This is a genomic window from Micromonospora sp. NPDC002389, from assembly GCF_040296095.1.
GTDB lineage: Bacteria > Actinomycetota > Actinomycetes > Mycobacteriales > Micromonosporaceae > Micromonospora.
The window spans coordinates 84,067-106,112 of sequence record NZ_JBEOWP010000005.1 but is presented as its reverse complement, the minus strand read 5'-3'; the positions used below and the strand labels follow the sequence as shown (position 1 = coordinate 106,112).

The window sequence follows — 22,046 nt, the reverse complement described above, 5'->3', positions numbered from 1 at the left end:
GCGCACGACGGTACCGGCAACCGCCCGCCGAGACCGCTCAGCGGCTGATGCGTGGCGGCGGGTCGTCCGAACGTCGTCGCCGCCGGGCCCACCACACCCCACCGGCACCGGCCGCGATCAGCACCGCCAGCGTCACCAGACCCCGCACCGCCGCACCGTCCTCATCGGTCTCGGGACCTACGGCCCGCGTCGTGCTCGGCGACGGAGTGGCCGACCCGCCAGGCCCGAAACCCCTCGGCGGTACGTCTGCCGTCAGCGCCGCCACCAGATCGATCACGCCATAGCCGTACTGGTCGTCCCGCCCGGGAGGACCCTTGTCGATCGCGGTCGCCGTCAACCGGTGAGCCACCTCGTCCGCCGGCAGATGCGGATACTTGGCCCGAATCAACGCCGCCGCCCCCGCAACGATTGCAGCAGCGTTAGAAGTTCCGCTACTTCGTCGATAGTCGCTTTCTGGGTCAAGGCTGAAAATATCTATGGCCGGAGCCGCCAAGTCCAATTGTGGTCCAGTGACTGAAATCCTTGCATGCCCCCCATTTTGGTCTATGCCCCCAACGGCGATCACCGTCTCGGCGGCCGCAGGGTAAATGACTCCCGGGTCTGCCGGGTTGTTGCCTCCGGCCGCCACGACTATCACGTTGGCCGAATGTGCCGCCTCCAGTGCCTGCAGCAAGCGAGGGCTGGGTCCGCCTCCGCCGGAGATACTGACTACGGCTGCCCCCGCGGTGATTGCAAACTCAATGCCTTCTGCAAGTCGGTCAGCGCTACCTTCGTTGCTGGCATCCGAGGTCTTTATGGGAATCACTTGCGCCTTGGGGGCAATTCCTAACGCGCCTTTGGTTGCGTTCTGTCCGTGTGCAGCAATGAGGCCAGCCATTGCGGTGCCGTGACCATTTGGGTCGTCCTGGGCGCTGCTAGAGTCTCCGGGAAGTAGATTCTTGCCCTGCTTAAGGTTCAGTCGGATGTCCGGGTGTTGGCTAACTCCGGTGTCAAGAATTGCGACGGTGACGCCTTCGCCTTGACTAATGCGATGTGCCTCCTGTGCGCTTAGATAGCGCAGGTGCCACTGGTCGTTGCGGATGCGGCTTGCGTTGTCCGGAGGTGCGACCTCTGTGGCTGCCTGAATGGCTGTGCCCGGCAGAAGGATGGCCAAGATCGATCCGGCGGCGAGCGCTCGCGAGTGTCGCTTGCTCACCTCGGAAAGCCGATTGCTGGACCAGGGTCAATCGGTCCATCGTCCCTGGGTGGCAAGACGATAGGATCCACGCCCTCCTCCGTCTGCCAAGGATGGTCAGGATCCCACTTGCGGCCGTCCTCATCGCTTTGGGTGTTTCTTATTGGGCGGCCTGACGTGTTGCCGGAGACCATGCCTCCGGGAAAGCCCCCAGTGGGTGGCATGTAATGGGCTCGCGGGAAACCTCTCCCGGTTCCTGGTCGAGATCCGGCTCCGCCGGTAGGGGCGGTCCCTGCTGCGCCTCCGCCGATTACGCCGCCTATCGGATTGACTCGGCGCGGCTGGGTGCCACCAGGTGTCGACTGGCCGGGGCTCGCGCTGGGTAATCCACCGATCAAGCCATTCGGGTGCATAATGCGCGATCCGGCTGGCGGTGGCAGAGGGGAGGAGCTATTCGCGCTCGGCCGCCAAGAGTGCGAGGAGTGGTTAGGTTTAGGTCGACCATTCGGCCCGGAAGTGGGCGGAGCGGGAGGTGCCATTCCTGGCGAGGTGGGTTGGTTAGGCGCAAGTGGGTTTTGTATGACTGGATTGGTTGGTGGTGGAGTCACGACGGAGGCGTGTCCACTTAGCAGCGGTCCAGACGGCTGAGCTGCCGAGTTGGGTTGTGGCGCTGGTTTGGGTTGCTTGAAGCGCGCAGAAGGTGCTGGTAGCGGGGCTGGCACGATCGGTGGGATCGCTGGTGCTGCGGCGGAGCCGTAAGCCTCCGAATAGTCAGGGGCGCGATCCGTGTGCCGAAGTGGCGGGGGTTGGCGGAGCGTTACTTGGGCCTGTTGGAGTTCGCTGCTCAGGCCGTACATGATGCCGCGCGCCTTGACGTTCAACTGCTCCAGGTCGGCGTCGGTCACCGGCGGTTGACTGTTCCGGCTACCGGCGACTGCCTTGGGGTCGGCGGCGGTCTCTTCCCATCCGCGCTTCTGTCGGAGCTTGTCCGCGTACTCGTCGTGGATTTTCTTGAGCTCGGTGCGGGTGCTGGTGAGGGCCTGGGTGGCGGCGGCGAGTGCGCTCTGGTTGGCGCTGGCCGCGTCGTGCGTGCGTTGCACCTGCGCGATCAGGTCGTCCAGCTCGGCGAGGTACGCGCGGGCGGCCTCGTTGGTGTCGGGTGGCCAGGCCTGGGCGAGGCGTCTGCGGTACGTCCGGAGGCGGTTCAGGTGCTGGTCGGCCAGCTCGGAGATCTTGCGCCAGCCGGCGACGTGCCGCCAGTGGTTGTCGGGGTCGTGGTCCTGGAGGCAGGCCCACATGTCGGCCACGTTCATCAGGTACCAGTCGGTGAGGCCGCCGCTGCGGCCGACTCCCGGGTCTCTCACGGCAGCATCACCGGCCCGTGGTCGTCCGGTCCGGTCGGATTGTTCAGCGACGGTGAGGGTGTGGGCTGGGCGGGGACGTCTCCCGGCCGCCCGAGCGCCTGCTGCACGTCGGCGACGCGGGCTGCGGAGAATGCGTCGGTGTCGGCGTACCGGTCGGCTACCTGTCTGGCGGCGTGCGCCAGGTGGCCGGTGCTGTGGCCGAGGCCCCAGACGGCGTTCGTCGTGGCCTGCTGTGTCTCCCAGTGTGCCCGCATGAACTGCACCAGCTCGATGAAGGCGTCCGCCGGATTCGGCACCCGGGCGAGCATGTCGTCCGCGATGCGCGGCAGGTGCGGCGCGTAGTTGCCGTCCACCTCGGCACGGAGCATGTCGGCGAATTCCCGCATCTGGCGGATGTCCGCCTCGACGCCGCGGTGACCACGTGACCAGGACGCTTGTCGATCATCCTCAGGGATCATCGGCCCTCCAAACTGTAACGGCCCGGTTCCCCTCAGTGAGGCTAATCCTTGGACGCCTCCCCGGCAGCCCCGGTCACCGTCAGCAGCCGCGCCGATCCGTGTCAGCGGGGCAGACCGGAGGCGCGCCAGGCACCGCTGCCCGGCAGCAGTGCGGCACCCACCGGCCGGCCGCTGCGGGCCCAGGCCGAGACCGGGTCGGCAGCGGGCGCGGGCGCCGGGCGGGAGCGTACGACGATCGCGCCCACCAACGCGGCAAGTTCCTCGGCGGTCGGCGCGCCGCGGACGACCCGGAACAGCGGCTCCTCGACAGACATGGACCCCAGCGTACGCGCTTGTGAGCTCGACCTCCGGCACACAGTGGCGTGCCGACGGTGTGAGCGTCAGGGCTGCCGGGTACCGTCTCAGCGATGTCTGAGCCTTCCCCCCAACTCGTCGCCGACCGGTACCGGCTCCTCTCGCCGCTCGGTCAGGGCGGCATGGGTCGGGTATGGAAGGCGCGCGACGAGGTGCTGCACCGCGACGTGGCCATCAAGGAGTTGGTCCCGCCGCCGGGCCTGACCAACGACGAGCGCCGCGAGATGCGCGAACGCTCGCTGCGGGAGGCGCGCGCCATCGCCCGCCTCAACAACATCAACGTGGTACGCATCTTCGACGTGCTCCGCACCGACGGTGACCCGTGGATCGTGATGGAGTACGTCGCGTCCCGCTCGTTGCAGGACACCCTCGCCGAGGACGGGCCGGTGCCGGCGGCCCAGGCGGTGCAGATCGGGCTGGGCGTGCTCAACGCCCTGAAGGCGGCGCACAAGGCCGGCATCATGCACCGCGACGTCAAGCCCGGCAACGTGCTGCTCGGCACCGACGGTCGGGTGGTGCTGACCGACTTCGGCCTGGCCACGATCCCCGGCGACCCGAACGTCACGCGCACCGGCATGGTGCTGGGCTCACCGGCGTACATCTCGCCAGAGCGTGCCCGGGACGGCACCACCGGCCCGGAGGCGGACCTGTGGTCGCTGGGCGCCACGCTCTACGCCGCCGTGGAGGGCAAGTCCCCGTTCGCGCGCCCGTCAGCGATCAGCACGTTGGCCGCGCTCGCCACCGAACCGGTGCCGCCGGCCCGCAACGCCGGTCCGCTCAAGCAGGTGCTCGCCGGGCTGCTCCGTAAGGACCCCGAGGAGCGGATCACCGCCGAGTCGGCCGAGCGGATGCTGCGGCGGGCCAGCGGTAAGCGGAGTCGGGGCATCTCACTGCTCGACGGGGTACGCCGGCCGGGGCCGAACGGGCCGCGTGAACCGCGTCAGCCGCTGGTGCCCGCGCCTCGCCCGTCGGGGGAGCGGCCGACGCCGCCGGTCACCCCGCCCGTGCCCCGTACGCCACCGGCCGTGGGTCCGCTCGCGGCGGGCGCTGCCGCAGCCGGCGCGGCCACCTCCGGTCCGTCGGGCTCCGGTGCGACGGCCGGAAAGCCGCCGGTCTCCGACGCCGCGCCGACGGCGAAGGTCGCGGCCCCCACGGGCGCGGACGCCGACCCGACCACGAAGGTGGACGCCGACCCGACCGCGAAGGTCGATGCTGGTCAGGACGCCGACCCGACGACGAAGGTGGACGCGGCGTCGACCGCTGCCGGGGCCGCCGGTGCGGAGTCGGCGTCGCGTACGGACGCGGCGTCGTCCGCGTCGGACACCGGCCCGGCTGCCGGGTCCGACACGTCCGCCACGGACACCGCGACTGGCGACGACGACTCGACCGGCCAGGTCGACGAGGGCACCACCCCGGCCGGTACGCCGACGACGCCGGACGGCGCCGACGCGACCGTGCTGTCTGCCACGACCAGCGGGCCAGCCGCTGCCTCGGCCGACGTCACCAAGGTCGACGGTCCCGCTGTGGAGGCGACCGCGCAGGCCAGCGCCGGTGCGAGCGGGACGACTGACCGGTCCGACTCGGGCGAGCCGACCCGGCGGGTCGACCCACCGGCTCCCGCGAAGGCCGCCACCCCCGTCGCGCCCGCCTCGACCTCGCTGATGCCGTCGGCGCCGGTGAGCCCGGCGGCACCGGCTCGCGGTTCCGTCTTCAAGGCCGGCCAACTGCGATCCGAGCGCACCCGCCGTGCCGTGCTGGTCGGCGCACTGGTCGCGCTGCTGCTCGTCGGCCTGGTGGTGGCGGTTCCGCTGCTCACCAGCGGTGACGACGACGGGAACACCCCGCAGGACGCGGCGGGCACGTCCGAGTCGTCCGCGCCGACGACCTCGGAGCCGGCCGCGCCACCACCGACCTCTGCCGCACCGCCCAGCGCCTCCCCGTCGGCGTCCCCGTCGCCCACCCCGTCCGAGAGCGCTGCGGGCGGCCTGCCCGAGGGATGGACGTTGCGGAACGACCCGGTGGGCTTCAAGGTCGCGGTGCCGGAGGGCTGGCGGCGCAGTTCCGGCTCCACCTGGGTCAAGTACCGCGACCCGAACGGCGTCAGCGAGCTGACCATCGACCGCACCCCGTCGCCGCAGCGGGACGCGGCTGCCGCCTGGCGGGCCATCGAATCGGACCGGAAGAACGTCCGTGGCGTGCAGAACTACCGGTTGATCAACATCAGGACGATCGACTGCAAGTGGCGGACCTGCGCCGACTGGGACTGGAACCAGACCCGCAACGGGGTCGAACTGCGGGTGCGCAACCGGGGCTTCGTCACCGCCAGCAACCGGGGATTCGCCCTGCGCTGGGAGGTGCCGAACAGCGAGTGGGACGCACAGTTGCCGAACTTCGAGACGGCGTTCCGCGAGTTCGTGCCGGACCGCCAGGACTAAGAGCGACCGGCAACAGGACTGGCGGGGCTGCGGCGAGCCCTGGCACGTCGGCTGGCGGCGTTGTCGTCGTCGGCCAGGACCCGCCTCGCCTCCACCGCCCTATTGCCGGTCGCTCTGAAGCGAGGCATGACCTTCCGTCGTTCGGGGTACCTGATCTCGAAGGATGGAAGGGAGGCCCGAGATGGGTTACCGACCAAGAGATGCCCGGCCCCGACTGACACTGTGGACGATCGCGGTGGTGGGTGTCGGCGTACTGCTGCTCGCCACCTTCGGCATCGCGTTGCTGGCCACGTTGCTGAGCGTCATGACGCTCGCCGGGGCCGCGTACGTGGGATGGGCCGTCACCCGTCGAGGCACGGTGGCCCGGCACGGCGGTGTCGGCGTACCCGTGGCGCTCGCCGCGCGGCGGCGGGCCTGAACCGGCGGTAGTCGCGCGACGGCGGCGGGCCGACGTCCCGACACTCAGTGGACGTCGACCCGCCGTCGTCACGTGTCTCAGGCGGTGTTGTTGGCCAGGGCGATCAGGCGGTTACGGTCGCCGTTCCAGTAGTTGCGGTCGACCGCGCCGCTGATGCCGGCGACGCTGCCCGAATCGGTGTACTGCCAGAAGCTCCACACCGGGGCGCCGGCCGGCAGCGCGCCGACCGAGGAGGACCAGCGGGCGACCCAGACCGGATGGTTGGCCCACGGGCCGGTCCAACTGCCGGTGCACTGGTTCCAGAAGCTGGTGGTGGTGTAGATGACCGCGTAGCGGCCGGTGCGCGAGCGATAGGTGTTCAGGAAGTCCTGCACCCAGTTGCGCATGCCGGTGGTGCTCAGGCCGTAGCAGTAGCCGCCGCTGTACGGGTTCGCCTCCAGGTCCAACGCGGCCGGAAGCGTACGGCTGTCGGCCGACCACGCGCCGCCGTTGGAGGCCAGGTAGTTCGCCTGAACGGCGCCGGAGGAGATGTTCGGCCGGGCGAAGTGGTACGCGCCCCGGATCACCCCGGCGTTGTACGCGTTGACGTAGTTGGTGTTGAAGTTCGGGTCCTTGTAGCTCGTACCCTCGGTGGCCTTGATGAAGGCGAACTGGACGCCCGCGTTGCGGACGCTCGTCCAGTTGATGGTGCCCTGGTAGCGCGAGACGTCGATGCCGGGCACGGTGGCCGCCGAGGCGGGGGTCGCGGTGGCGACGAGCCCGGCCGCAGCGGTCGCGAGCACGGTGAGTGCGGCGGCGGTCAGCCGGCGCAGCGATGGTCTGGTCCGACCCATGGCGTCCTCCTGAGACGACTGTCGATAGACAGACATCTTTGAAGGTGAATGCCCGCCAAGGCAAGAGATACTAAGAAAACTTTCAATGCGGGACGAGTCAACGCAGGGTGGCCGGGTCGACCTGCCACCGGAAGGGCTCGGTGAGAGCGAGCGTCTCGCCCGCCTTGGCCACCCGCTCCTCGACGTAATGGCCGCCGTCGAGCCGGTGCAACCGCAGCGAATGCGTCTCGCCGTCCTGCTCGACCAACAGATACCACGGGATCCGCGCGATCGCGTAGAGCTGCATCTTGAGCACGCGGTCCGCAGCGGCGTTGCCGGGCGAGACGATCTCGCACACCAGCGTCACCTCGGCCGCCTCGATCACCGTGCCCTCGTCGTCGGTGTCCGCCACGACGATGTCCGGGATCGCGATCCGGTCCGGCCCGAGACGAAGGTTGACCGCTTCGAAGACGGTCAGGCCCGTCGGCTCGACCGCCGCGTCGATGCTGTTCGCCAACCGGCGCGACACGAGTTGGTGTCGCTTGCTCGGGGCAGGGCTCACGATCAGGCTCCCGTCGAGCAACTCGATCCGGTCGTGGGTGTCGCCCATGGCGAAGTAGTCGGCCTCCGTCCAGAGGCCGACATGGGGTTCCAGAGGGGCCGCGCTCACCGCCGTTCACCTCCTGGTCCGATCGCCACCCGGTCAGTCTCACACGATACGGGCGGGTGTCCCGGCACCGACGCCGAAGGAGACGGCCCGCCCTGGGGTCGACCCGGCCTGCGGGCGTAGGCTGCCGCCCCATGGTGTCGATCGAGGGCATGACCGCGTTCTGGGACCGTCTGCTCGGCGCGCAGCCCGACCCGCCCCCGCTGCTGGTGCTGCTGACCGGCCTGGTCGCGCTGGTGGTGGTCTCCACCCGGCTGCCCTGGCGGATCGCCCGCAACGCGATCACGATCGCGCACGAGGGCGGTCACGCGCTGGCCGCCGTGCTCACCGGACGCAAGCTGCACGGCATCCGGCTGCACTCGGACACCTCGGGCCTCACGCTCTCGGCCGGGCGTCCCACCGGACCGGGCATGGTGCTCACCCTGCTCGCCGGATACATCGCCCCGCCGCTGGTCGGCCTGGGCGGGGCGTGGCTGCTCGCCGGAAACCGGATCACGCTGCTGCTCTGGCTCGCGGTGGTCCTGCTGCTGGCGATGCTGATCATGATCCGCAACGTGTACGGGGCGCTGACGCTGGTGGTCACCTGTGGTGCGGTGCTGGCGATCTCCTGGTACGCCAGCCCGCAGGTGCAGGCCGCCTTCGCCTGGACCGGCGTGTGGTTCCTGCTGCTCGGCGGCGTACGCCCGGTGGTGGAGTTGCAGCGGCTGCGGACCCGGCGCGGGATGCCGGCCTCCGACGCCGACCAGTTGGCGGGCATCACGCCGCTGCCGCCGTTCTTCTGGGTGCTGATCTTCGGCATCGTCAACGTCGTCGTGCTGGTGGTGGGCGGCCGGATGCTGGCCGGTCCGCTGCTCACCGACGCCGGCATCGTCCCCTGGTGAGCTCTGCGGATGTTAGGAGGGGGTCCCCTGCTATGCACCAGGCGTTAGCAGGGGACCCCTCCTTGCACACAACCCCTACAGCGGGATGTTGCCGTGCTTCTTGGGCGGGAGCGTCTCGCGCTTGGTGCGCAGCACCCGCAGGGCGCGGACGATCTGGACCCGCGTCTCGTGCGGCGGGATCACCGCGTCGACGTACCCGCGCTCGGCCGCGACGTACGGATTGGCCAGGGTGTCCTCGTACTCGGCGATCTTCTCGGCCCGGACCGCGGCCGGGTCCTCGGCGGCGGCCAACTCCTGCCGGTAGAGGATGTTCACCGCGCCCTGGGCGCCCATCACCGCGATCTGCGCGGTCGGCCAGGCGAAGTTGAGGTCCGCCCCCAGGTGCTTGGAACCCATCACGTCGTACGCCCCGCCGTACGCCTTGCGGGTGATCACGGTGACCTTCGGCACGGTGGCCTCGGCGTACGCGTAGATGAGCTTGGCGCCTCGACGGATGATGCCGTCCCACTCCTGGCCGGTGCCGGGCAGGAACCCGGGTACGTCCACGAAGGTCAGCACCGGGATGTTGAAGGCGTCGCAGGTACGCACGAACCGGGCCGCCTTCTCGCTGGCCGCGATGTCCAACGTGCCGGCGAAGTGCATCGGCTGGTTGGCGACCACGCCCACCGGACGGCCCTCGACCCGACCGAAGCCGACCACCATGTTCTGCGCGTAGAGCGGCTGGACCTCCAGGAACTCCCCGTCGTCGAGGACGTGTTCGAGCACCCGGTGCATGTCGTACGGCTGGTTGGCCGAGTCCGGGACGAGCGTGTCCAGCTCCCGGTCGGCGTCGGTGACGGACAGCTCCGCCGGAGCGTCGAAGACCGGCGGCTCGTCCAGGTTGTTGGCGGGCAGGTGGGACAGGAGCGCCTTGACGTAGTCGACCGCGTCGGACTCGTCGGAGGCGAGGTAGTGCGCGTTGCCGCTGCGGGTGTTGTGGGTGCGTGCCCCGCCGAGGTCCTCCATGCCCACGTCCTCGCCGGTGACCGTCTTGATCACGTCCGGGCCGGTGATGAACATGTGCGAGGTCTGGTCGACCATCACGGTGAAGTCGGTGACCGCCGGGGAGTAGACCGCCCCACCGGCGCACGGGCCCATGATGAGCGAGATCTGCGGGATGACGCCGCTGGCGCGTACGTTGCGGAAGAAGATCTCGCCGTAGAGGCCGAGCGACGCCACACCCTCCTGGATGCGGGCTCCGCCGGAGTCGTTGATGCCGACGACCGGGCAGCCGATCTTCATGGCCAGGTCCATCACCTTGACGATCTTCTGCCCGAAGACCTCGCCGAGGGAGCCGCCGAAGACCGTGAAGTCCTGGGCGAAGACACAGATCTGCCGGCCGTCCACGGTGCCGTAGCCGGTGATCACGCCGTCGCCGTACGGGCGGGAGCGGTCCAGACCGAAGTTGGTGGACCGGTGCCGGGCGAACTCGTCCAGCTCGACGAAGGAGCCCTCGTCGAGCAGCATCTCGATCCGCTCCCGGGCGGTCTTCTTGCCCCGGGCGTGCTGCTTCTCGACCGCGCGGGCCGACCCGGCGTTCACCGCCTCGTCGACCCGTCGTGCCAGGTCCGCCAGCTTGCCCGCGGTGCTGTGGATGTTGGTCCCGGTCTCGGTAGTCACCCTGGGAATATAACGATGGTTCAGGTCGCCGCCGCTGTGCAGTTCGCCTCACCGGGGGCCCGTAGGCTGGCCGGATGCCGGATTCGCCGTACACCGACCTCGATCGTCCGCCACTGTCGGCGGCCCGGCTGCGCCGGGCGCTGGTCGCGCCGTACGGCCCGTGGACCCGTCTGGAACTGAAGGTCGAGACCGGTTCCACGAACGCCGACGTCGCCGAGGCGGCCCGGGAGGGGGAGCCGGAGGGTCTCGTCGTGGTAGCCGAGCGGCAGAGCGCCGGACGGGGGCGGCGCGGGCGCGCCTGGCAGTCACCGCCGCGCGCCGGCATCGCGACCAGCGTGCTGCTGCGGCCCGGCCAGGCCGTGCCGGACCGCGCCTGGTCGCCGGCGCCACCGGCCGGGTACGGCTGGCTGCCGCTGCTCGCCGGTGTCGCGCTGGTCGAGGCGGTGACCCTGTTGGCGGAACTCGACGCCACCCTCAAGTGGCCCAACGACCTGCTGCTCGGGGACGCCAAGTGCGCCGGGATCCTCGCCGAGGCGGTGCCCGGCCCCGGTCTCGATGATCCGCCCGCGATCGTGCTCGGCGTCGGGCTGAACGTCACGCTGCGCGCCGACGAGCTGCCGGAGCATCCGACCGGCCTGCCGGCCACCTCGCTGCAACTGGCCGGTGCGGCGGCCACCGACCGGGACCCGCTGCTGCGGGCCCTGCTCCGGTCGGTCGCCGACTGGTACGCCCGCTGGCGGGCCGCCGACGGGGACGCGGCCGCCTGCGGCCTGCGGGACGCGTACCTGGCGGTCTGCGGCACCGTGGGCCGCGAGGTGCGGGCCTTCCTGCCCGACGGCACGGAACTCACCGGCACCGCCACCGGGGTCGACCTCGACGGTCGGCTTCTGGTCACCACCGCCGCCGGGGAACGTGCCCTGGCCGCCGCCGACGTCCTCCACCTGCGCTGATTCCGGCGGAGCCGGATCGACGGCGGGGTACGCCGCCGAGGTCGGCCGCGTGGCGGATGTGAGGGGGTGGCACCGGGGGGTTACGGTCTGCGCGTCCGTTCCTGCGAGGAGGTTTCCGTGGCGTTCCCCGAGGACGTGCTCACCGAAGACGAGCACGTCGTGCTGCACCTGCATCCGCACTGGAAGACGATGGTCCGTCCGGTGGTGGTGCTGGTGCTCGCCATCGCCGCGGTGGCGGCCGGTGTGCTGTTCCTGCCCGCCGGTGGGGGCGGCTCGATCACGCTCGCCGTGATCGGTGGCCTGGCGCTGCTGGCCGTGCTGGTGCTGACCGTCTGGCCCTGGATCGCTTGGCGCACCACGCACTTCCTGTTCACCAACGAGCGGGTGGTGCTGCAGCACGGTGTCTTCTCCCGCGAGCGGCGGGACATTCCGCTCAGCCGGGTCAACGACCACTCGATGAACCAGCAGTTCGTCGGGCGGCTGCTCGGCTACGGCACGCTCACCATCGAGTCGGCCGGCGAACGCGGACAGTCCGTGCTTCCCGACGTGCCGAAGGTGGACCGGGTGCAGACGAAGCTCTACGAGCTGGTCGAGGCGTTCCACGACAAGCACTCGCTGGGCGACGGCGAACTGCGCGAGATCCTCGCCGAGCGGGACAACAAGGGCGGCGGCCTCTGAGGCCGGCTCACCCGCGCCTGGACATGGGAAACGCCCGTCGGCGAGTGCCGGCGGGCGTTGTCGTGGTCCGGGTCAGCGACGCCGGAACCGGCGTGGTGCGGGAGCCGGTTGGAGCTGGGCGGCCAGCTCGTCCTCCAACTCCCTGTCCAGCGCCGCCAGCTCGGCCTCCCGGGCCATCGGCGTCGGCCGGGGTTGCACCGCCAGAGGCGGTGCGGGTGGCGGAGTGGCCGGTGGTTCCTCCTCCTCCAGCTCCGTCATGGCCTCGGCGAGTTCGGCCACCGGGTCCATCTCGGCCATCGTGTCCCACTCGTCGCGCGGCAGCCCGGCCCACGTCTGGGTGGGCTCGACCGCCGGTGCGGGCTGGAAGACGAAGGTGCGGTACGACCAGAAGCGGAACAGCGTCGCCAGCACCACACCGACCGTCTTGGCGACGTTCAGCGCCAGCAGGCCGGTGACGCCCAGCCCGTACTTGGCGGCGGCCAGCACACCCAGCTCGATCAGCAGGCCCACGCCGTTGAAGAGGAAGAACAGGGCGTACTCGCGCTGCATGGCCGATTTTGGACGATCGCGATACGTCCAGTGTCGATTCATCAGGTATGACGTGATCGTGGCCACCAGGGTGGCCACGACCGTCGCCTTCAACTGTCCATCGACGAAGACGGTGAGTGCCAGCGCGTTGAACACGGCGTAATTGATGACCGTGTTGACGCCGCCGACCAGGCCGAATTTGAGCGCCTCGTGGATGAACTTCTGCCAGCGCTCAGGCAGCAGACGGACGAGAGGCATGGGCAACACCTTAGGGCAGTGGGCTGGGTACGGCGGGCTCGGACGGATCGACTGACCTTGACGGGCCAGCAGGCTCTGACGGGACCGGCGGGCGGCAGGTCACGCGTCCCGGTCCGGGTTCGCTTCCGCACCGGTCGGGGTTCCCGCTTCGACGAAGACGAACCGTCGGTACGACCAGAAACGGAACAGCGTCCCGAGCCCGGTGCCGACGACGAAGCTGGCGATGTTGTCGGCCAGCCGGGTCTGGAAGATCTCCGGCCAGATGCTGCCCAGCCCGTACCTGCTGATGGCCAGGCACCCCACCGCGATGCCCAGGCCCACCGCGTTGAAGAAGAAGAACAGCGCGTACTCGCGGGCCGGGTTGGAGCGCTTGCGGTGCCGCCAGGTCCAGAACCGGTTGCCCAGGAAGGCGAAGGTCGCCGCGACGACAGTGGCGATGGTCTTGGCGGTGACCTGCTCGACGTTCTGTGGGCCGATCAGGTAGTTGAACAGGGCGAAGTCCATGACGAAGGCGATGCCGCCCACGGTCGCGAACTTGCTCATCTCCCGTACGAGGTGACCGAACCGGTCGACCAGGGAGTGGACCAGACCCGTACGGGTCTGCGGGGAGCCGGGCTCCCCGGTCATTGTGGCGGCCACCGTGCGAGCGTACCGGTTGCCGGGGTCGCGATCGGGGAGCGACGGCCATCGGGGCCCACCGGGGTGACGGCGCAGACAGGCACGAACGGAGCGTAACCGGGCGGCTGCGATTCGGTGTTGTTTTCCTCTTCCGCTCACGAAGTCGAAAAGTGACCTGTGACTCTTTGGCGCGGCGCCGCTGACCTGAGGTCCGCCGCAGGATTTGCGTGAAACTGCGCGTGAAAGCGGGTAAAGGCTCGTGATGCCGCAGCGTGGCCGCACCTTGTGCAGTTCTTCACAACCAGTCCCACTGACTGGGGCTGTACATCGGTTTACGCTGAGCCCAATCCCATGTTTCCACGAAGGCGACGCATCGCGGCGCCGAGACTCGTGCACTCCATAGACCGGTCAGCGTCGACCACAAGGAGATGTGTCATGGTTGCTCCGGCCACCGTCAGGGGAATCGATCAGGCCCCGACGTCCCACCCCAAACTTCTCGCCTGGGTCCGTGAGGTCGCTGAACTGACCACCCCTGAGCAGGTCGTCTGGGTGGACGGCTCCGATCAGGAATGGCGTCGCCTCACCGACGAACTCGTCGATGCGGGCACGCTCATCCGGTTGAACCCCGAGAAGAAGCCCAACTCGTTCTACGCCCGCACCGACCCGACGGATGTCGCACGGGTCGAGGAGCGCACCTTCATCTGCTCCGTGGACGAAGCGGATGCCGGGCCCACCAACAACTGGATGGCCCCCGCCGAGATGAAGCGGACCATGACCCCGCTCTACCGCGGTTCGATGCGCGGACGGACGATGTACGTCATCCCGTTCGTCATGGGCCCGGTCGAGGCCGAGAAGCCCATGTTCGGTGTCGAGATCACCGACAGCCCGTACGTGGTCGCGTCCATGCGGATCATGACCCGGATGGGTGCCAAGATCCTGGAGGCGATGGGCGACGACGCGGACTTCGTCCGCGCGCTGCACTCGATCGGCGCGCCGCTCGCCCCGGGCCAGCAGGACGTCGCCTGGCCGTGCAACGAGACCAAGTACATCTCGCACTTCCCGGAGAGCCGGGAGATCTGGTCCTACGGCTCCGGGTACGGCGGCAACTCGCTGCTCGGCAAGAAGTGCTACTCGCTGCGGATCGCCAGCGTGATGGGGCGGGACGAGGGCTGGCTCGCCGAGCACATGCTGATCCTCAAGATCACTTCGCCGGAGGGGCGGGTCTACCACATCGCCGGCGCGTTCCCGTCCGCCTGCGGCAAGACCAACCTGGCCATGCTGGAGCCGACCATCCCGGGTTGGAAGGTCGAGACGATCGGCGACGACATCGCCTGGATGCGCTTCGGTCCGGACGGCCGGCTCTACGCGGTCAACCCGGAGTACGGGCTGTTCGGCGTCGCGCCCGGCACCGACTGGAAGACCAACGCCAACGCGATGCGGACGCTGGAGCAGGGCAACTCGGTCTTCACCAACGTCGCTCTGACCGACGACGGCGACATCTGGTGGGAGGGCCTCGGCGAGCCGCCGGCGCACCTGATCGACTGGAAGGGCAACGACTGGACGCCGGAGAGCGAGAACCTCTCCTCGCACGCGAACAGCCGGTTCTGCACCCCGATCACCCAGTGCCCGATCCTCGCCGACGACTACTTCGACCCGAACGGCGTCCCGATCGACGCGATCCTGTTCGGCGGCCGGCGGCGGGACACCGTCCCGCTGGTGACCGAGGCGCGGGACTGGGTGCACGGCGTCTACATGGGTGCCACGCTCTCCTCGGAGACCACCGCCGCCGCCTCCGGTGCGGTCGGCGTGGTGCGGCGTGACCCGATGGCGATGCTGCCGTTCATCGGCTACCACGCCGGTGACTACTTCCGGCACTGGATCGAGATGGGCAAGGGCGCCGACGGCGACGAGTCGAAGCTGCCCCGCGTCTACTACGTCAACTGGTTCCGCAAGGACCCGGAGGGCAACTTCCTCTGGCCCGGCTTCGGCGAGAACTCGCGCGTCCTCAAGTGGGTCATCGAGCGGATCGAGGGTCGCGCCGAGGCCGTGGAGACCCCGATCGGCATGGTCCCGACGCCGGACGCGCTCGACGTCGACGGCCTGGACATGACGCCGGAGGACGTCCGGATCGCGCTGAAGGTGGACCCGGCGGAGTGGCGCGACGAGCTGCCGCTGGTCACCGAGTGGTTCGAGAAGTTCGGTGACAAGCTGCCCGGTGTCCTCTGGGCCGAGTTGGACGCCCTACGCGCCCGACTCGACGCGGAGCAGCCGCAGCGCGGGGTGTGATCGACGCCGGATCCGGGCATCATCGGATCCCATGAGGACGGCCGCCGAGACCGAGGTCCGGCGGCCGTCCGCCGTCCGGGCGCTGACCGCACTGCTCGCCGTGACCGCAGCGGCCACCGTCGTGGTCGAGGTGCTCAACTGGTGGTACGCGCCGGAGCAGGGCTTCGGCCTGGCGGTGCGTACCGGTTGGGCGATGCTGCGCTCGTTCGGCTTCCTGCTGCTGATCGGCCACGTACGCCGGGGCCGGACGGTGGCCCGCCCGCTCGGCCTGATCCTGGCGATCACCACGGTCTTCGCGGTGGGACGGTTGATCGTGCCCCGGCAGGGCGTGCCACCGCTGCCCGGCCTGCTCGGCTTCGCCCTGCTCACCGTGCTCTGCGCCGCCGTGGTCTGGCTGCTGTACCGGTCCCCGGCGGTCGCCGGGCACCTGGTCCGGCATCGTTCCCGACTGGTGATCGACCGCTCCGGCATCTCCTGGCGCGAGACGCCGCCGCGCCGCCCCGAGGCGAACGCCTGGCTGCTGACCAGCCGGGTCGCCGCGTTCACCTACAGCCCGCTGATGCTGGTGCCCGCCCTGGTCGCCACCGCCGGGATCCTCGACGGCCAACTGTTGGCCGTGCCGGCGGTGCTGTTCTGGCTGGGCGCCGGCATCGCGACCAGCTATCTGGTGCTGTTCTGCACCGCCTTCCTGCTGCGCGGCAAACGCTGGGCGGGCACCCTGCTCGTGGTGGTCAGCGTCGCCGTACTCGCGGTCGACCTGCCGCTGTGCTGGTGGCTGCTCGGCGTCGATGGTCTGGTCCGGGACGGCGCCCCACTGGTCGCCGCCGCCGTCCTCGCCGTCTACGGCGTACGCCGGGCCGCCCGGGTTCCCGCCCCGGCGTCGGAGACCTGATCCCGCCGTGTCCGCCCGGTCCGCGCGATCCGCCGTGTCGACTGCGGCGTGGTGTCGGCCACCGGCACTCCGATCCGGGTGGGGGCTCGCTACCCTGCAAGGTGATGACTCTGCGGAAAATTCTCTACTCCGTCTACGAGCGGCGGCTGACCGCCAAGCTCGCGGGCCGTCAGGTGCCGCAGCATGTGGGCGTGATGTGCGACGGCAACCGTAGGTGGGCCCGGGAGATGGGGTTGGTGGACCCCAACGACGGGCACCGGATGGGCGCGGAGCGCATCAAGGAACTGCTGCGCTGGTGCGACGCCGCCGGTGTCGGACACGTGACGCTCTGGCTGCTCTCCACCGACAACCTGTCGCGGCCGGCGGAGCAGCTCGACCCGCTGCTCCAGATCATCGAGGACCTGACCACCGAGCTGGCCGAGCAGGGCAACCCGTGGCGGCTGCGGATGGTCGGCGCGCTGGACGTACTGCCCGCGCAGCACGCCGCCGCGCTCAAGGCCGCCGAGGAGCGCACCCGGGACCGCAGCGGCGGCGCCCAGGTCAACATCGCGGTCGGGTACGGCGGCCGGCGAGAGATCACCGACGCGGTGCGCTCGCTGCTGCTGGAGCACGCGGCGAACGGCGGCACGCTGGAGGACCTGGCCGGCTCGCTGGACGTCGACGACATCTCCGAGCACCTCTACACCCGAGGGCTGCCGGACCCGGATCTGATCATCCGGACCAGCGGCGAGCAGCGCATGTCGGGCTTCATGCTCTGGCAGTCGGCGCACTCGGAGTTCTATTTCTGCGAACTCAACTGGCCGGACTTCCGCCGCGTCGACTTCCTCCGCGCCCTGCGCTCGTACGCCACCCGCCAGCGCCGGTACGGCGTCTGACCGCCGTACCGGAGCACGCCTCAGGTGAGGTGGTGGGTGGCCTGGGTGAGGAAGTCGCCCAACGCGGCGGGGGAGTCGATGGTGAGGTCGGCGGCCTCGGCGACCTCGTCACCGGTCTCCGGGTTGGCCACCGCGACGCAGACGCCCAGGAAGTCGGGGTCGTCGGCGGCGCGGGCCCGCAGCGCGGCGAAGGCCTTGATGTCGGAGACGTCGTCGCCGAAATACCAGGCACCGCCGACGCCCTGCACCAGCTCGCCGATCACCATGCCCTTGTCCCGGTCGACCGGCGGTTTGATCTCCAGCACCATCCGCCCCACCTGCAACCGCAGGCCGAGGCGCTCGGCCTGGGCACGACCCCACTCCTCGACGGTGGCGGCCAACTGCGGGGCGGTACGCCAGTGCAGCGCCACGGAGAGCCGCTTGTACTCGACGAGGGCACCCGGCGGCAGCTCGGCCCGGGCCAGGTCGGCGAGTTCGGCCATGGTCGGCACCCAGGGCAGCGCGGCGGGCTCGGTGACGGTCTCGCCGCCCGAGTGGCTGTGCTCCAGGCCGTAGAGCCCATAGAGGTCGACGCCGGTCAGGCCGCCGAAGTGCTCGCGCAGGAACTCCACCGGACGTGCGGAGACGATCGCGATCCGCCGTACGACCGGGGCGAGAGTCTCGATCGCGGCAAGCACCTTCGGCGCGGGTTGCACCTGCGTGGGGTCGTCGGCCACTGGCGCGAGTGTGCCGTCGAAGTCGAAGAAGAGGATGGTCTCGGCTGCCCGGTCGGCGGTCGTCTGCCAGGCCTGGTCGGCGTTCAACGGGGTCTTCGGCGTCTGGTTGCCCAGATTCAACGGTGGCACGCGCGTCAGCGTACCCCGGGTTCGGCCGGTCATTCCTGGCGTGGATCCGGCGCGGTCGCCGGGCGGGGTCAGCGTTCGGCGGCTCCCCGTCCCCGACGTACGAAGGGCACGACGGCGGCTTCCTGGCCGTGGCTGAGCAGGTAGCCCTCCACGAATCCGGAGTTCCGGTCGCCGGTGTGGGCCTCGATCTCCCGGAGCCGCTCCACCAGGAACTCGGTGAGCGCGGTGAGCCGGTCGTCGAGCCGGTCGTGCAGCTCGGCGAGGACGGCCAGGACGATCGCGGTGGCCGCGGTGGCGAGTGCGAAGAGGTTCACGAGCAGGGGAAGCTGCCCGCCGTTCAGGGCCAGGGTGACCGCGTTCCCGGTGACGCACAGCGTCAACGAGACCGCCGCGACCACGACCGTCATCCATTTCAGGGTCATGACAGACCCCCTTCTGTCCCGCAGGGCTGGGTTCGGCCTTGTCCCGTCCCCCCGCCGACGACGAGCCCAAGCAGTACGAATACGGACGCTAGCGCGCCCGTTCCGACCCCGTAGCGAAACGAATGAGGCTGACCTGCCGTTCTTTCGCCATCTGAGGAACTAGCTGGCGGCGTCGCCTCGTTTTCGGACACCGGCCGGCAGGGTCGGGCGATATGCGAGATAACGAATGGTTTCTCTAATGTGGAACTTCTCCGCGTCGGAGACCTCCGGGTCGACCAGTCGGCGCAGGAGCGCCTCGACGTCGGGGTCCATCGGCGGTGGTGGCGGGGCGGACCGGCGCGATGCGGTGCGGTCCCAGCCGAGCGCCGCGAAGGCGGCGGCCGGGTCGAGCCCGAGCCCCTCGCAGAACGCCACCACCCGTTCCGCCTCCGGGTCGCTGGCCCAGTCGCCGCGGACCCAGCGGTTGATGGTCTGGCGCGAGACGCCGGTGCGCCGGGAGACCTCGGTGCCGCTCCACGCTCGGGTGGCCCGGGCCTCATCGATGGCGCGTCGGACGAAGGTGGCAAAGGCGATCTTCCGCGCGTTGGCCGTCTCGGTCACCTGGTGACCGTACGGCGAATGGGCTCGCAGAGAAGTCCCGGGCACGCCTTTGTCACGCTTGCGTGACGCCGATACTGACCTGGCAATTCGGGATGAAGCGCTGTTCCTGAGGGGTGTCACCTGGGCAGGATAGATGTCCGTGGGTGTGGAGGCAAACGAACGAAAAGCTGATACTGTCACGCTCATGGGACAACCTACGGTGTGTCACGTGAATGAGACGATAGGTGCTCAGCTGCGTCACGCGCTCGGTGCAAGGGGGGAGTGGTGACCGAACTCGCGACCCGTGCCCAGGCGTTCGGTCTGATCGCGGAGGGGGTCGCCGCCGGCCTGATCGCTCCGTGGCGGCTCTATCTCGCCCGGGGCTGTCGCTACCTGTCGCTGTCCGTCGGCGACCGGGCCGAGTGGAACGCCTGGCGTACCCACCTCGGCTGCCCGGAACTCAGCGTCCGGGTCTACGACGCCGGTGGGGAGATCCGCCGGTCCTCGGTGGCCGAGGTGGTGCTGGACGGCTGCCGGATCAGCGTCGAGCTGGTCGAGGAGATCGGTACCGACGATCTCGACCGGTTGCTGATCGCCGACCCCACCACGGTCGAACCGGAGGAGAAATGACGGGCGGGCGAGGGGCCGGAGCCGCCGGATGAGCCCGTTCCTCGCGATCTTCCTCGTCCTGGTGCTGGCCGCGACCAGCTACGCCGCCGGCCGCCTGCACGGGCAGCTCAGCTATCGGATCGGCTACCGCTTCGGCTACCGGCAGGGGTACTTCGACGGTGACCGGGGAGCGTGGAACCGGCGCCGTCGGGACGCGCAGGCGGCGATCGCCACCGCCCTCGCGGTCACCTCGCCCGCCAAGCGGGTGTCCGCCGGGGCGGTCCGACCCGGCACCACGTACACCGGATCGTCGTTCACGGAGCCGGCCGCCTCGGTCGTCGGGCGGCACCCGACCGGCACCCTGGTCCGGCGAAGCGGCTGAGAACCGGTCGACGGCCCGGTCCGGCGCGCCGCGCTCGGACCACGCCCGACCGGTGGCGGTGGTCCACCGGCCGGGATGCGCGCAGGGGGCATGCATCCCGGCCGGTCCGCCACCCGAGGTGTGCCCACGGCACCAGCAGTTAACGAAAGGCCACTAGCCGGGAGGGGTGCGGGCGGCTAGCGTCTAGGCATGGCGCGGGATTGTCCCGAGCCAGCCGGCCCGCCCGGCCTGCGACCTCGCACACGGGGCCCGCATCCGACCCCGTGTCAAGCCGGGCACCGGAGGAGGCGGACCGCGGGTGGCCGGGTGCCCATCCGCCGGAGCAGGCCTGTGACGACTCGCCGTACGACCGCCGGTGCCGACCAGAGCCCGGCCTCGACTGCCACGACTCGCCGCACCACCCGTAGCCGCCGGACTGCCGCGGCCGGGTCGGCGGACACCAGGGAGCCCCGACCAGCGGGCCAATCCTTCGTCCTGGACACCTCCGTACTGCTCAGCGACCCGGCGGCGTTCCACCGCTTCGCCGAGCACGAGGTGGTGTTGCCGCTGGTGGTGATCTCCGAGCTGGAGGGCAAACGACACCATCCCGAGCTGGGCTGGTTCGCCCGACAGTCGCTGCGCATGCTGGACGAGTTGCGGGTACGCCACGGCCGGTTGGACCGGCCGGTGCCCGCCAACGACGTCGGCGGCACGCTGCGGGTGGAGCTGAACCACACCGACGACGGGGTGTTGCCGCCCGGATTCCGCAACGAGTCCAACGACGCCCGGATCCTCTCCGTCGCGTTGAACCTCGCCGCCGAGGGGCGGGAGGTGACGCTGGTCAGCAAGGACATGCCGTTGCGGGTCAAGGCCGCCTCGGTCGGGCTGCGGGCCGACGAGTACCGGCACGGTCAGGCGAGCGACCCGACCTGGACCGGGATGGCGGAGCTGGACCTGGGCGAGGAGGACATCTCCCGGCTCTACGGCGGCGAGACCATCGACGTGGACGACGCGGCCGGCCTGCCCTGCCACACCGGTCTGGTGCTGCACTCCGCCCGGGGTTCGGCGCTCGCCCGGGTGCTGCCGGACAAGACCGTACGGCTGGTGCGCGGCGACCGTGAGGCGTTCGGGGTGCACGGGCGCTCGGCGGAGCAGCGGATCGCCCTCGACCTGTTGCTCGACGAGTCGATCGGCATCGTCTCGCTCGGTGGCCGGGCCGGCACCGGCAAGTCCGCCCTGGCGCTCTGCGCGGGGCTGGAGGCGGTGATGGAGCGCCGCCGGCACAAGAAGGTGGTCGTCTTCCGCCCGCTGTACGCCGTCGGCGGCCAGGAACTGGGCTACCTGCCCGGTTCGGAGTCGGAGAAGATGTCGCCCTGGGCGCAGGCGGTCTTCGACACGCTCGGCGCGGTGATCCACGAGAACGTCCTGGAGGAGGTCACCTCCCGGGGGCTGCTCGAGGTGCTGCCGCTGACCCACATCCGGGGACGGAGCCTGCACGACGCGTTCGTCATCGTGGACGAGGCGCAGTCGTTGGAGCGCGGTGTCCTGTTGACCGTGCTGTCCCGGATCGGCCAGGGCTCGCGGGTGGTGCTGACCCACGACGTCGCGCAGCGGGACAACCTGCGTGTCGGCCGTCACGACGGCGTCACCGCCGTCATCGAGGCACTCAAGGGCCATCACCTGTTCGCGCACGTCACGCTCAGCCGTTCGGAGCGATCTCCGATCGCCGCGATGGTGACCGACCTACTGGAGGATGTCCCCCAATGACGCCCGTTTAGGGCGTTTTAAGGCTGTTATTTCCCGTGACCCATGTCACAATCGAGGCTGGCGGTTTCCCATCAGCCTCACCGTGCGCGATGGTGTCCAGCGGGCGCCCACGCACCTGACGCATCGTTGGTGATCGTTCGTCACCCCACGAGGGGG

Annotated in this window: 21 protein-coding genes and 1 pseudogene; 11 read left to right on the top strand and 11 right to left on the bottom strand. The window is 70.0% G+C overall.

Translation table 11 applies throughout. The features are described 5' to 3' along the window. Positions 1–37: 37 nt before the first annotated feature. From mycP to ABT008_RS11590, 3 genes are all read right to left on the bottom strand, one after another. The gene (mycP, locus tag ABT008_RS11600; protein ID WP_350695761.1) at positions 38–1,195 is read right to left on the bottom strand and encodes a type VII secretion-associated serine protease mycosin; all 1,158 of its coding nucleotides are present in this window, start codon (positions 1,193–1,195) and stop codon (positions 38–40) included. 1,339 nt (positions 1,196–2,534) lie between these two features. Beyond that, positions 2,535–2,996, bottom strand: coding sequence for a hypothetical protein (locus tag ABT008_RS11595; protein WP_350695759.1), 462 nt, complete (start codon positions 2,994–2,996; stop codon positions 2,535–2,537). A 101-nt stretch (positions 2,997–3,097) separates the two neighbouring features. Then, a complete protein-coding gene (locus tag ABT008_RS11590; RefSeq protein ID WP_350695758.1) occupies positions 3,098–3,310 on the bottom strand; it encodes an acyl-CoA carboxylase subunit epsilon in 213 nt (70 codons plus the stop codon). Between the two features lie 93 nt (positions 3,311–3,403). On the opposite strand from ABT008_RS11590, the gene ABT008_RS11585 reads away from it, so the two are divergent. Then, positions 3,404–5,785: a serine/threonine-protein kinase gene (locus ABT008_RS11585; protein ID WP_350695756.1), complete on the top strand. Its 2,382-nt coding sequence runs from the start codon at positions 3,404–3,406 to the stop codon at positions 5,783–5,785. 181 nt (positions 5,786–5,966) lie between these two features. After that, positions 5,967–6,203 carry a hypothetical protein gene (locus ABT008_RS11580; protein ID WP_350695755.1) on the top strand — a complete coding sequence of 79 codons (237 nt, stop codon included), beginning with the start codon at positions 5,967–5,969 and terminating at the stop codon, positions 6,201–6,203. A 77-nt stretch (positions 6,204–6,280) separates the two neighbouring features. Here ABT008_RS11580 and ABT008_RS11575 read toward each other — a convergent pair whose 3' ends face one another. Together ABT008_RS11575 and ABT008_RS11570 are read right to left on the bottom strand one after the other, a co-directional pair. Further along, complete coding sequence (locus ABT008_RS11575) at positions 6,281–7,036, bottom strand: GH25 family lysozyme (RefSeq protein WP_350695754.1); 756 nt, start codon at positions 7,034–7,036, stop codon at positions 6,281–6,283. Between the two features lie 97 nt (positions 7,037–7,133). After that, entirely contained in the window at positions 7,134–7,685 is a 552-nt protein-coding gene (locus tag ABT008_RS11570) for a Uma2 family endonuclease (RefSeq protein ID WP_350695752.1), read from the bottom strand. A gap of 131 nt (positions 7,686–7,816) precedes the next feature. On the opposite strand from ABT008_RS11570, the gene ABT008_RS11565 reads away from it, so the two are divergent. Next, complete coding sequence (locus tag ABT008_RS11565; protein ID WP_350695750.1) at positions 7,817–8,563, top strand: M50 family metallopeptidase; 747 nt, start codon at positions 7,817–7,819, stop codon at positions 8,561–8,563. Between the two features lie 75 nt (positions 8,564–8,638). Here ABT008_RS11565 and ABT008_RS11560 read toward each other — a convergent pair whose 3' ends face one another. After that, entirely contained in the window at positions 8,639–10,222 is a 1,584-nt protein-coding gene (locus ABT008_RS11560) for an acyl-CoA carboxylase subunit beta (protein ID WP_350695749.1), read from the bottom strand. A gap of 74 nt (positions 10,223–10,296) precedes the next feature. On the opposite strand from ABT008_RS11560, the gene ABT008_RS11555 reads away from it, so the two are divergent. Both ABT008_RS11555 and ABT008_RS11550 read left to right on the top strand, forming a co-directional pair. Beyond that, positions 10,297–11,172 carry a biotin--[acetyl-CoA-carboxylase] ligase gene (locus tag ABT008_RS11555; RefSeq protein ID WP_350695748.1) on the top strand — a complete coding sequence of 292 codons (876 nt, stop codon included), beginning with the start codon at positions 10,297–10,299 and terminating at the stop codon, positions 11,170–11,172. 117 nt (positions 11,173–11,289) lie between these two features. After that, entirely contained in the window at positions 11,290–11,850 is a 561-nt protein-coding gene (locus tag ABT008_RS11550; protein ID WP_350695747.1) for a PH domain-containing protein, read from the top strand. A 72-nt stretch (positions 11,851–11,922) separates the two neighbouring features. On the opposite strand, the gene ABT008_RS11545 is transcribed toward ABT008_RS11550, so the two are convergent. Together ABT008_RS11545 and ABT008_RS30470 are read right to left on the bottom strand one after the other, a co-directional pair. Then, complete coding sequence (locus tag ABT008_RS11545; RefSeq protein ID WP_350695746.1) at positions 11,923–12,636, bottom strand: GtrA family protein; 714 nt, start codon at positions 12,634–12,636, stop codon at positions 11,923–11,925. Positions 12,637–12,735: 99 nt separating this feature from the next. Continuing rightward, a pseudogene (locus ABT008_RS30470) lies at positions 12,736–13,553 on the bottom strand (GtrA family protein). Between the two features lie 136 nt (positions 13,554–13,689). Here ABT008_RS30470 and ABT008_RS11535 point away from each other — a divergent pair. The 3 genes from ABT008_RS11535 (at position 13,690) to ABT008_RS11525 (ending at position 17,307) form a co-directional block, all read left to right on the top strand. Continuing rightward, positions 13,690–15,540 (top strand): phosphoenolpyruvate carboxykinase (GTP), encoded by a 1,851-nt coding sequence (locus tag ABT008_RS11535; RefSeq protein ID WP_350695744.1) that lies wholly within the window; start codon positions 13,690–13,692, stop codon positions 15,538–15,540. A 31-nt stretch (positions 15,541–15,571) separates the two neighbouring features. Continuing rightward, entirely contained in the window at positions 15,572–16,432 is an 861-nt protein-coding gene (locus tag ABT008_RS11530; RefSeq protein WP_350695743.1) for a hypothetical protein, read from the top strand. 104 nt (positions 16,433–16,536) lie between these two features. After that, complete coding sequence (locus ABT008_RS11525; RefSeq protein ID WP_350695741.1) at positions 16,537–17,307, top strand: isoprenyl transferase; 771 nt, start codon at positions 16,537–16,539, stop codon at positions 17,305–17,307. A 20-nt stretch (positions 17,308–17,327) separates the two neighbouring features. Here ABT008_RS11525 and otsB read toward each other — a convergent pair whose 3' ends face one another. The 3 genes from otsB to ABT008_RS11510 all read right to left on the bottom strand — a co-directional run bounded on the left by otsB (position 17,328) and on the right by ABT008_RS11510 (position 19,174). Beyond that, on the bottom strand, positions 17,328–18,152 hold the full coding sequence (gene otsB / locus ABT008_RS11520) for a trehalose-phosphatase (RefSeq protein ID WP_350695739.1): 825 nt from the start codon (positions 18,150–18,152) through the stop codon (positions 17,328–17,330). Between the two features lie 68 nt (positions 18,153–18,220). Further along, on the bottom strand, positions 18,221–18,574 hold the full coding sequence (locus tag ABT008_RS11515) for a hypothetical protein (RefSeq protein ID WP_350695737.1): 354 nt from the start codon (positions 18,572–18,574) through the stop codon (positions 18,221–18,223). 159 nt (positions 18,575–18,733) lie between these two features. Next, the gene (locus tag ABT008_RS11510; protein WP_131053570.1) at positions 18,734–19,174 is read right to left on the bottom strand and encodes a helix-turn-helix domain-containing protein; all 441 of its coding nucleotides are present in this window, start codon (positions 19,172–19,174) and stop codon (positions 18,734–18,736) included. Between the two features lie 264 nt (positions 19,175–19,438). Here ABT008_RS11510 and ABT008_RS11505 point away from each other — a divergent pair, with 264 nt between their 5' ends. The 3 genes from ABT008_RS11505 to phoH2 all read left to right on the top strand — a co-directional run bounded on the left by ABT008_RS11505 (position 19,439) and on the right by phoH2 (position 21,890). Beyond that, positions 19,439–19,783 (top strand): hypothetical protein, encoded by a 345-nt coding sequence (locus ABT008_RS11505; RefSeq protein WP_350695735.1) that lies wholly within the window; start codon positions 19,439–19,441, stop codon positions 19,781–19,783. Positions 19,784–19,811: 28 nt separating this feature from the next. Next, entirely contained in the window at positions 19,812–20,144 is a 333-nt protein-coding gene (locus ABT008_RS11500; RefSeq protein WP_350695733.1) for a hypothetical protein, read from the top strand. A gap of 330 nt (positions 20,145–20,474) precedes the next feature. Beyond that, positions 20,475–21,890: an RNA 5'-3' helicase PhoH2 gene (phoH2, locus tag ABT008_RS11495; RefSeq protein WP_350695731.1), complete on the top strand. Its 1,416-nt coding sequence runs from the start codon at positions 20,475–20,477 to the stop codon at positions 21,888–21,890. Positions 21,891–22,046: the final 156 nt, after the last annotated feature.

What these genes read in the sequence shown, in the direction of transcription:
- ABT008_RS11530 (WP_350695743.1), top strand. Translation starts at nt 15,572, where the DNA reads ATGAGGACGGCCGCCGAGACCGAGGTCCGGCGGCCGTCCGCCGTCCGG.
- ABT008_RS11500 (WP_350695733.1), top strand. Translation starts at nt 19,812, where the DNA reads ATGAGCCCGTTCCTCGCGATCTTCCTCGTCCTGGTGCTGGCCGCGACC.
- ABT008_RS11555 (WP_350695748.1), top strand. Translation starts at nt 10,297, where the DNA reads ATGCCGGATTCGCCGTACACCGACCTCGATCGTCCGCCACTGTCGGCG.
- ABT008_RS11535 (WP_350695744.1), top strand. Translation starts at nt 13,690, where the DNA reads ATGGTTGCTCCGGCCACCGTCAGGGGAATCGATCAGGCCCCGACGTCC.
- ABT008_RS11595 (WP_350695759.1), bottom strand. Translation starts at nt 2,996, where the DNA reads ATGATCCCTGAGGATGATCGACAAGCGTCCTGGTCACGTGGTCACCGC.
- ABT008_RS11575 (WP_350695754.1), bottom strand. Translation starts at nt 7,036, where the DNA reads ATGGGTCGGACCAGACCATCGCTGCGCCGGCTGACCGCCGCCGCACTC.
- ABT008_RS11545 (WP_350695746.1), bottom strand. Translation starts at nt 12,636, where the DNA reads ATGCCTCTCGTCCGTCTGCTGCCTGAGCGCTGGCAGAAGTTCATCCAC.
- ABT008_RS11585 (WP_350695756.1), top strand. Translation starts at nt 3,404, where the DNA reads ATGTCTGAGCCTTCCCCCCAACTCGTCGCCGACCGGTACCGGCTCCTC.
- ABT008_RS11590 (WP_350695758.1), bottom strand. Translation starts at nt 3,310, where the DNA reads ATGTCTGTCGAGGAGCCGCTGTTCCGGGTCGTCCGCGGCGCGCCGACC.
- ABT008_RS11565 (WP_350695750.1), top strand. Translation starts at nt 7,817, where the DNA reads ATGGTGTCGATCGAGGGCATGACCGCGTTCTGGGACCGTCTGCTCGGC.
- ABT008_RS11525 (WP_350695741.1), top strand. Translation starts at nt 16,537, where the DNA reads ATGACTCTGCGGAAAATTCTCTACTCCGTCTACGAGCGGCGGCTGACC.
- ABT008_RS11580 (WP_350695755.1), top strand. Translation starts at nt 5,967, where the DNA reads ATGGGTTACCGACCAAGAGATGCCCGGCCCCGACTGACACTGTGGACG.
- ABT008_RS11515 (WP_350695737.1), bottom strand. Translation starts at nt 18,574, where the DNA reads ATGACCCTGAAATGGATGACGGTCGTGGTCGCGGCGGTCTCGTTGACG.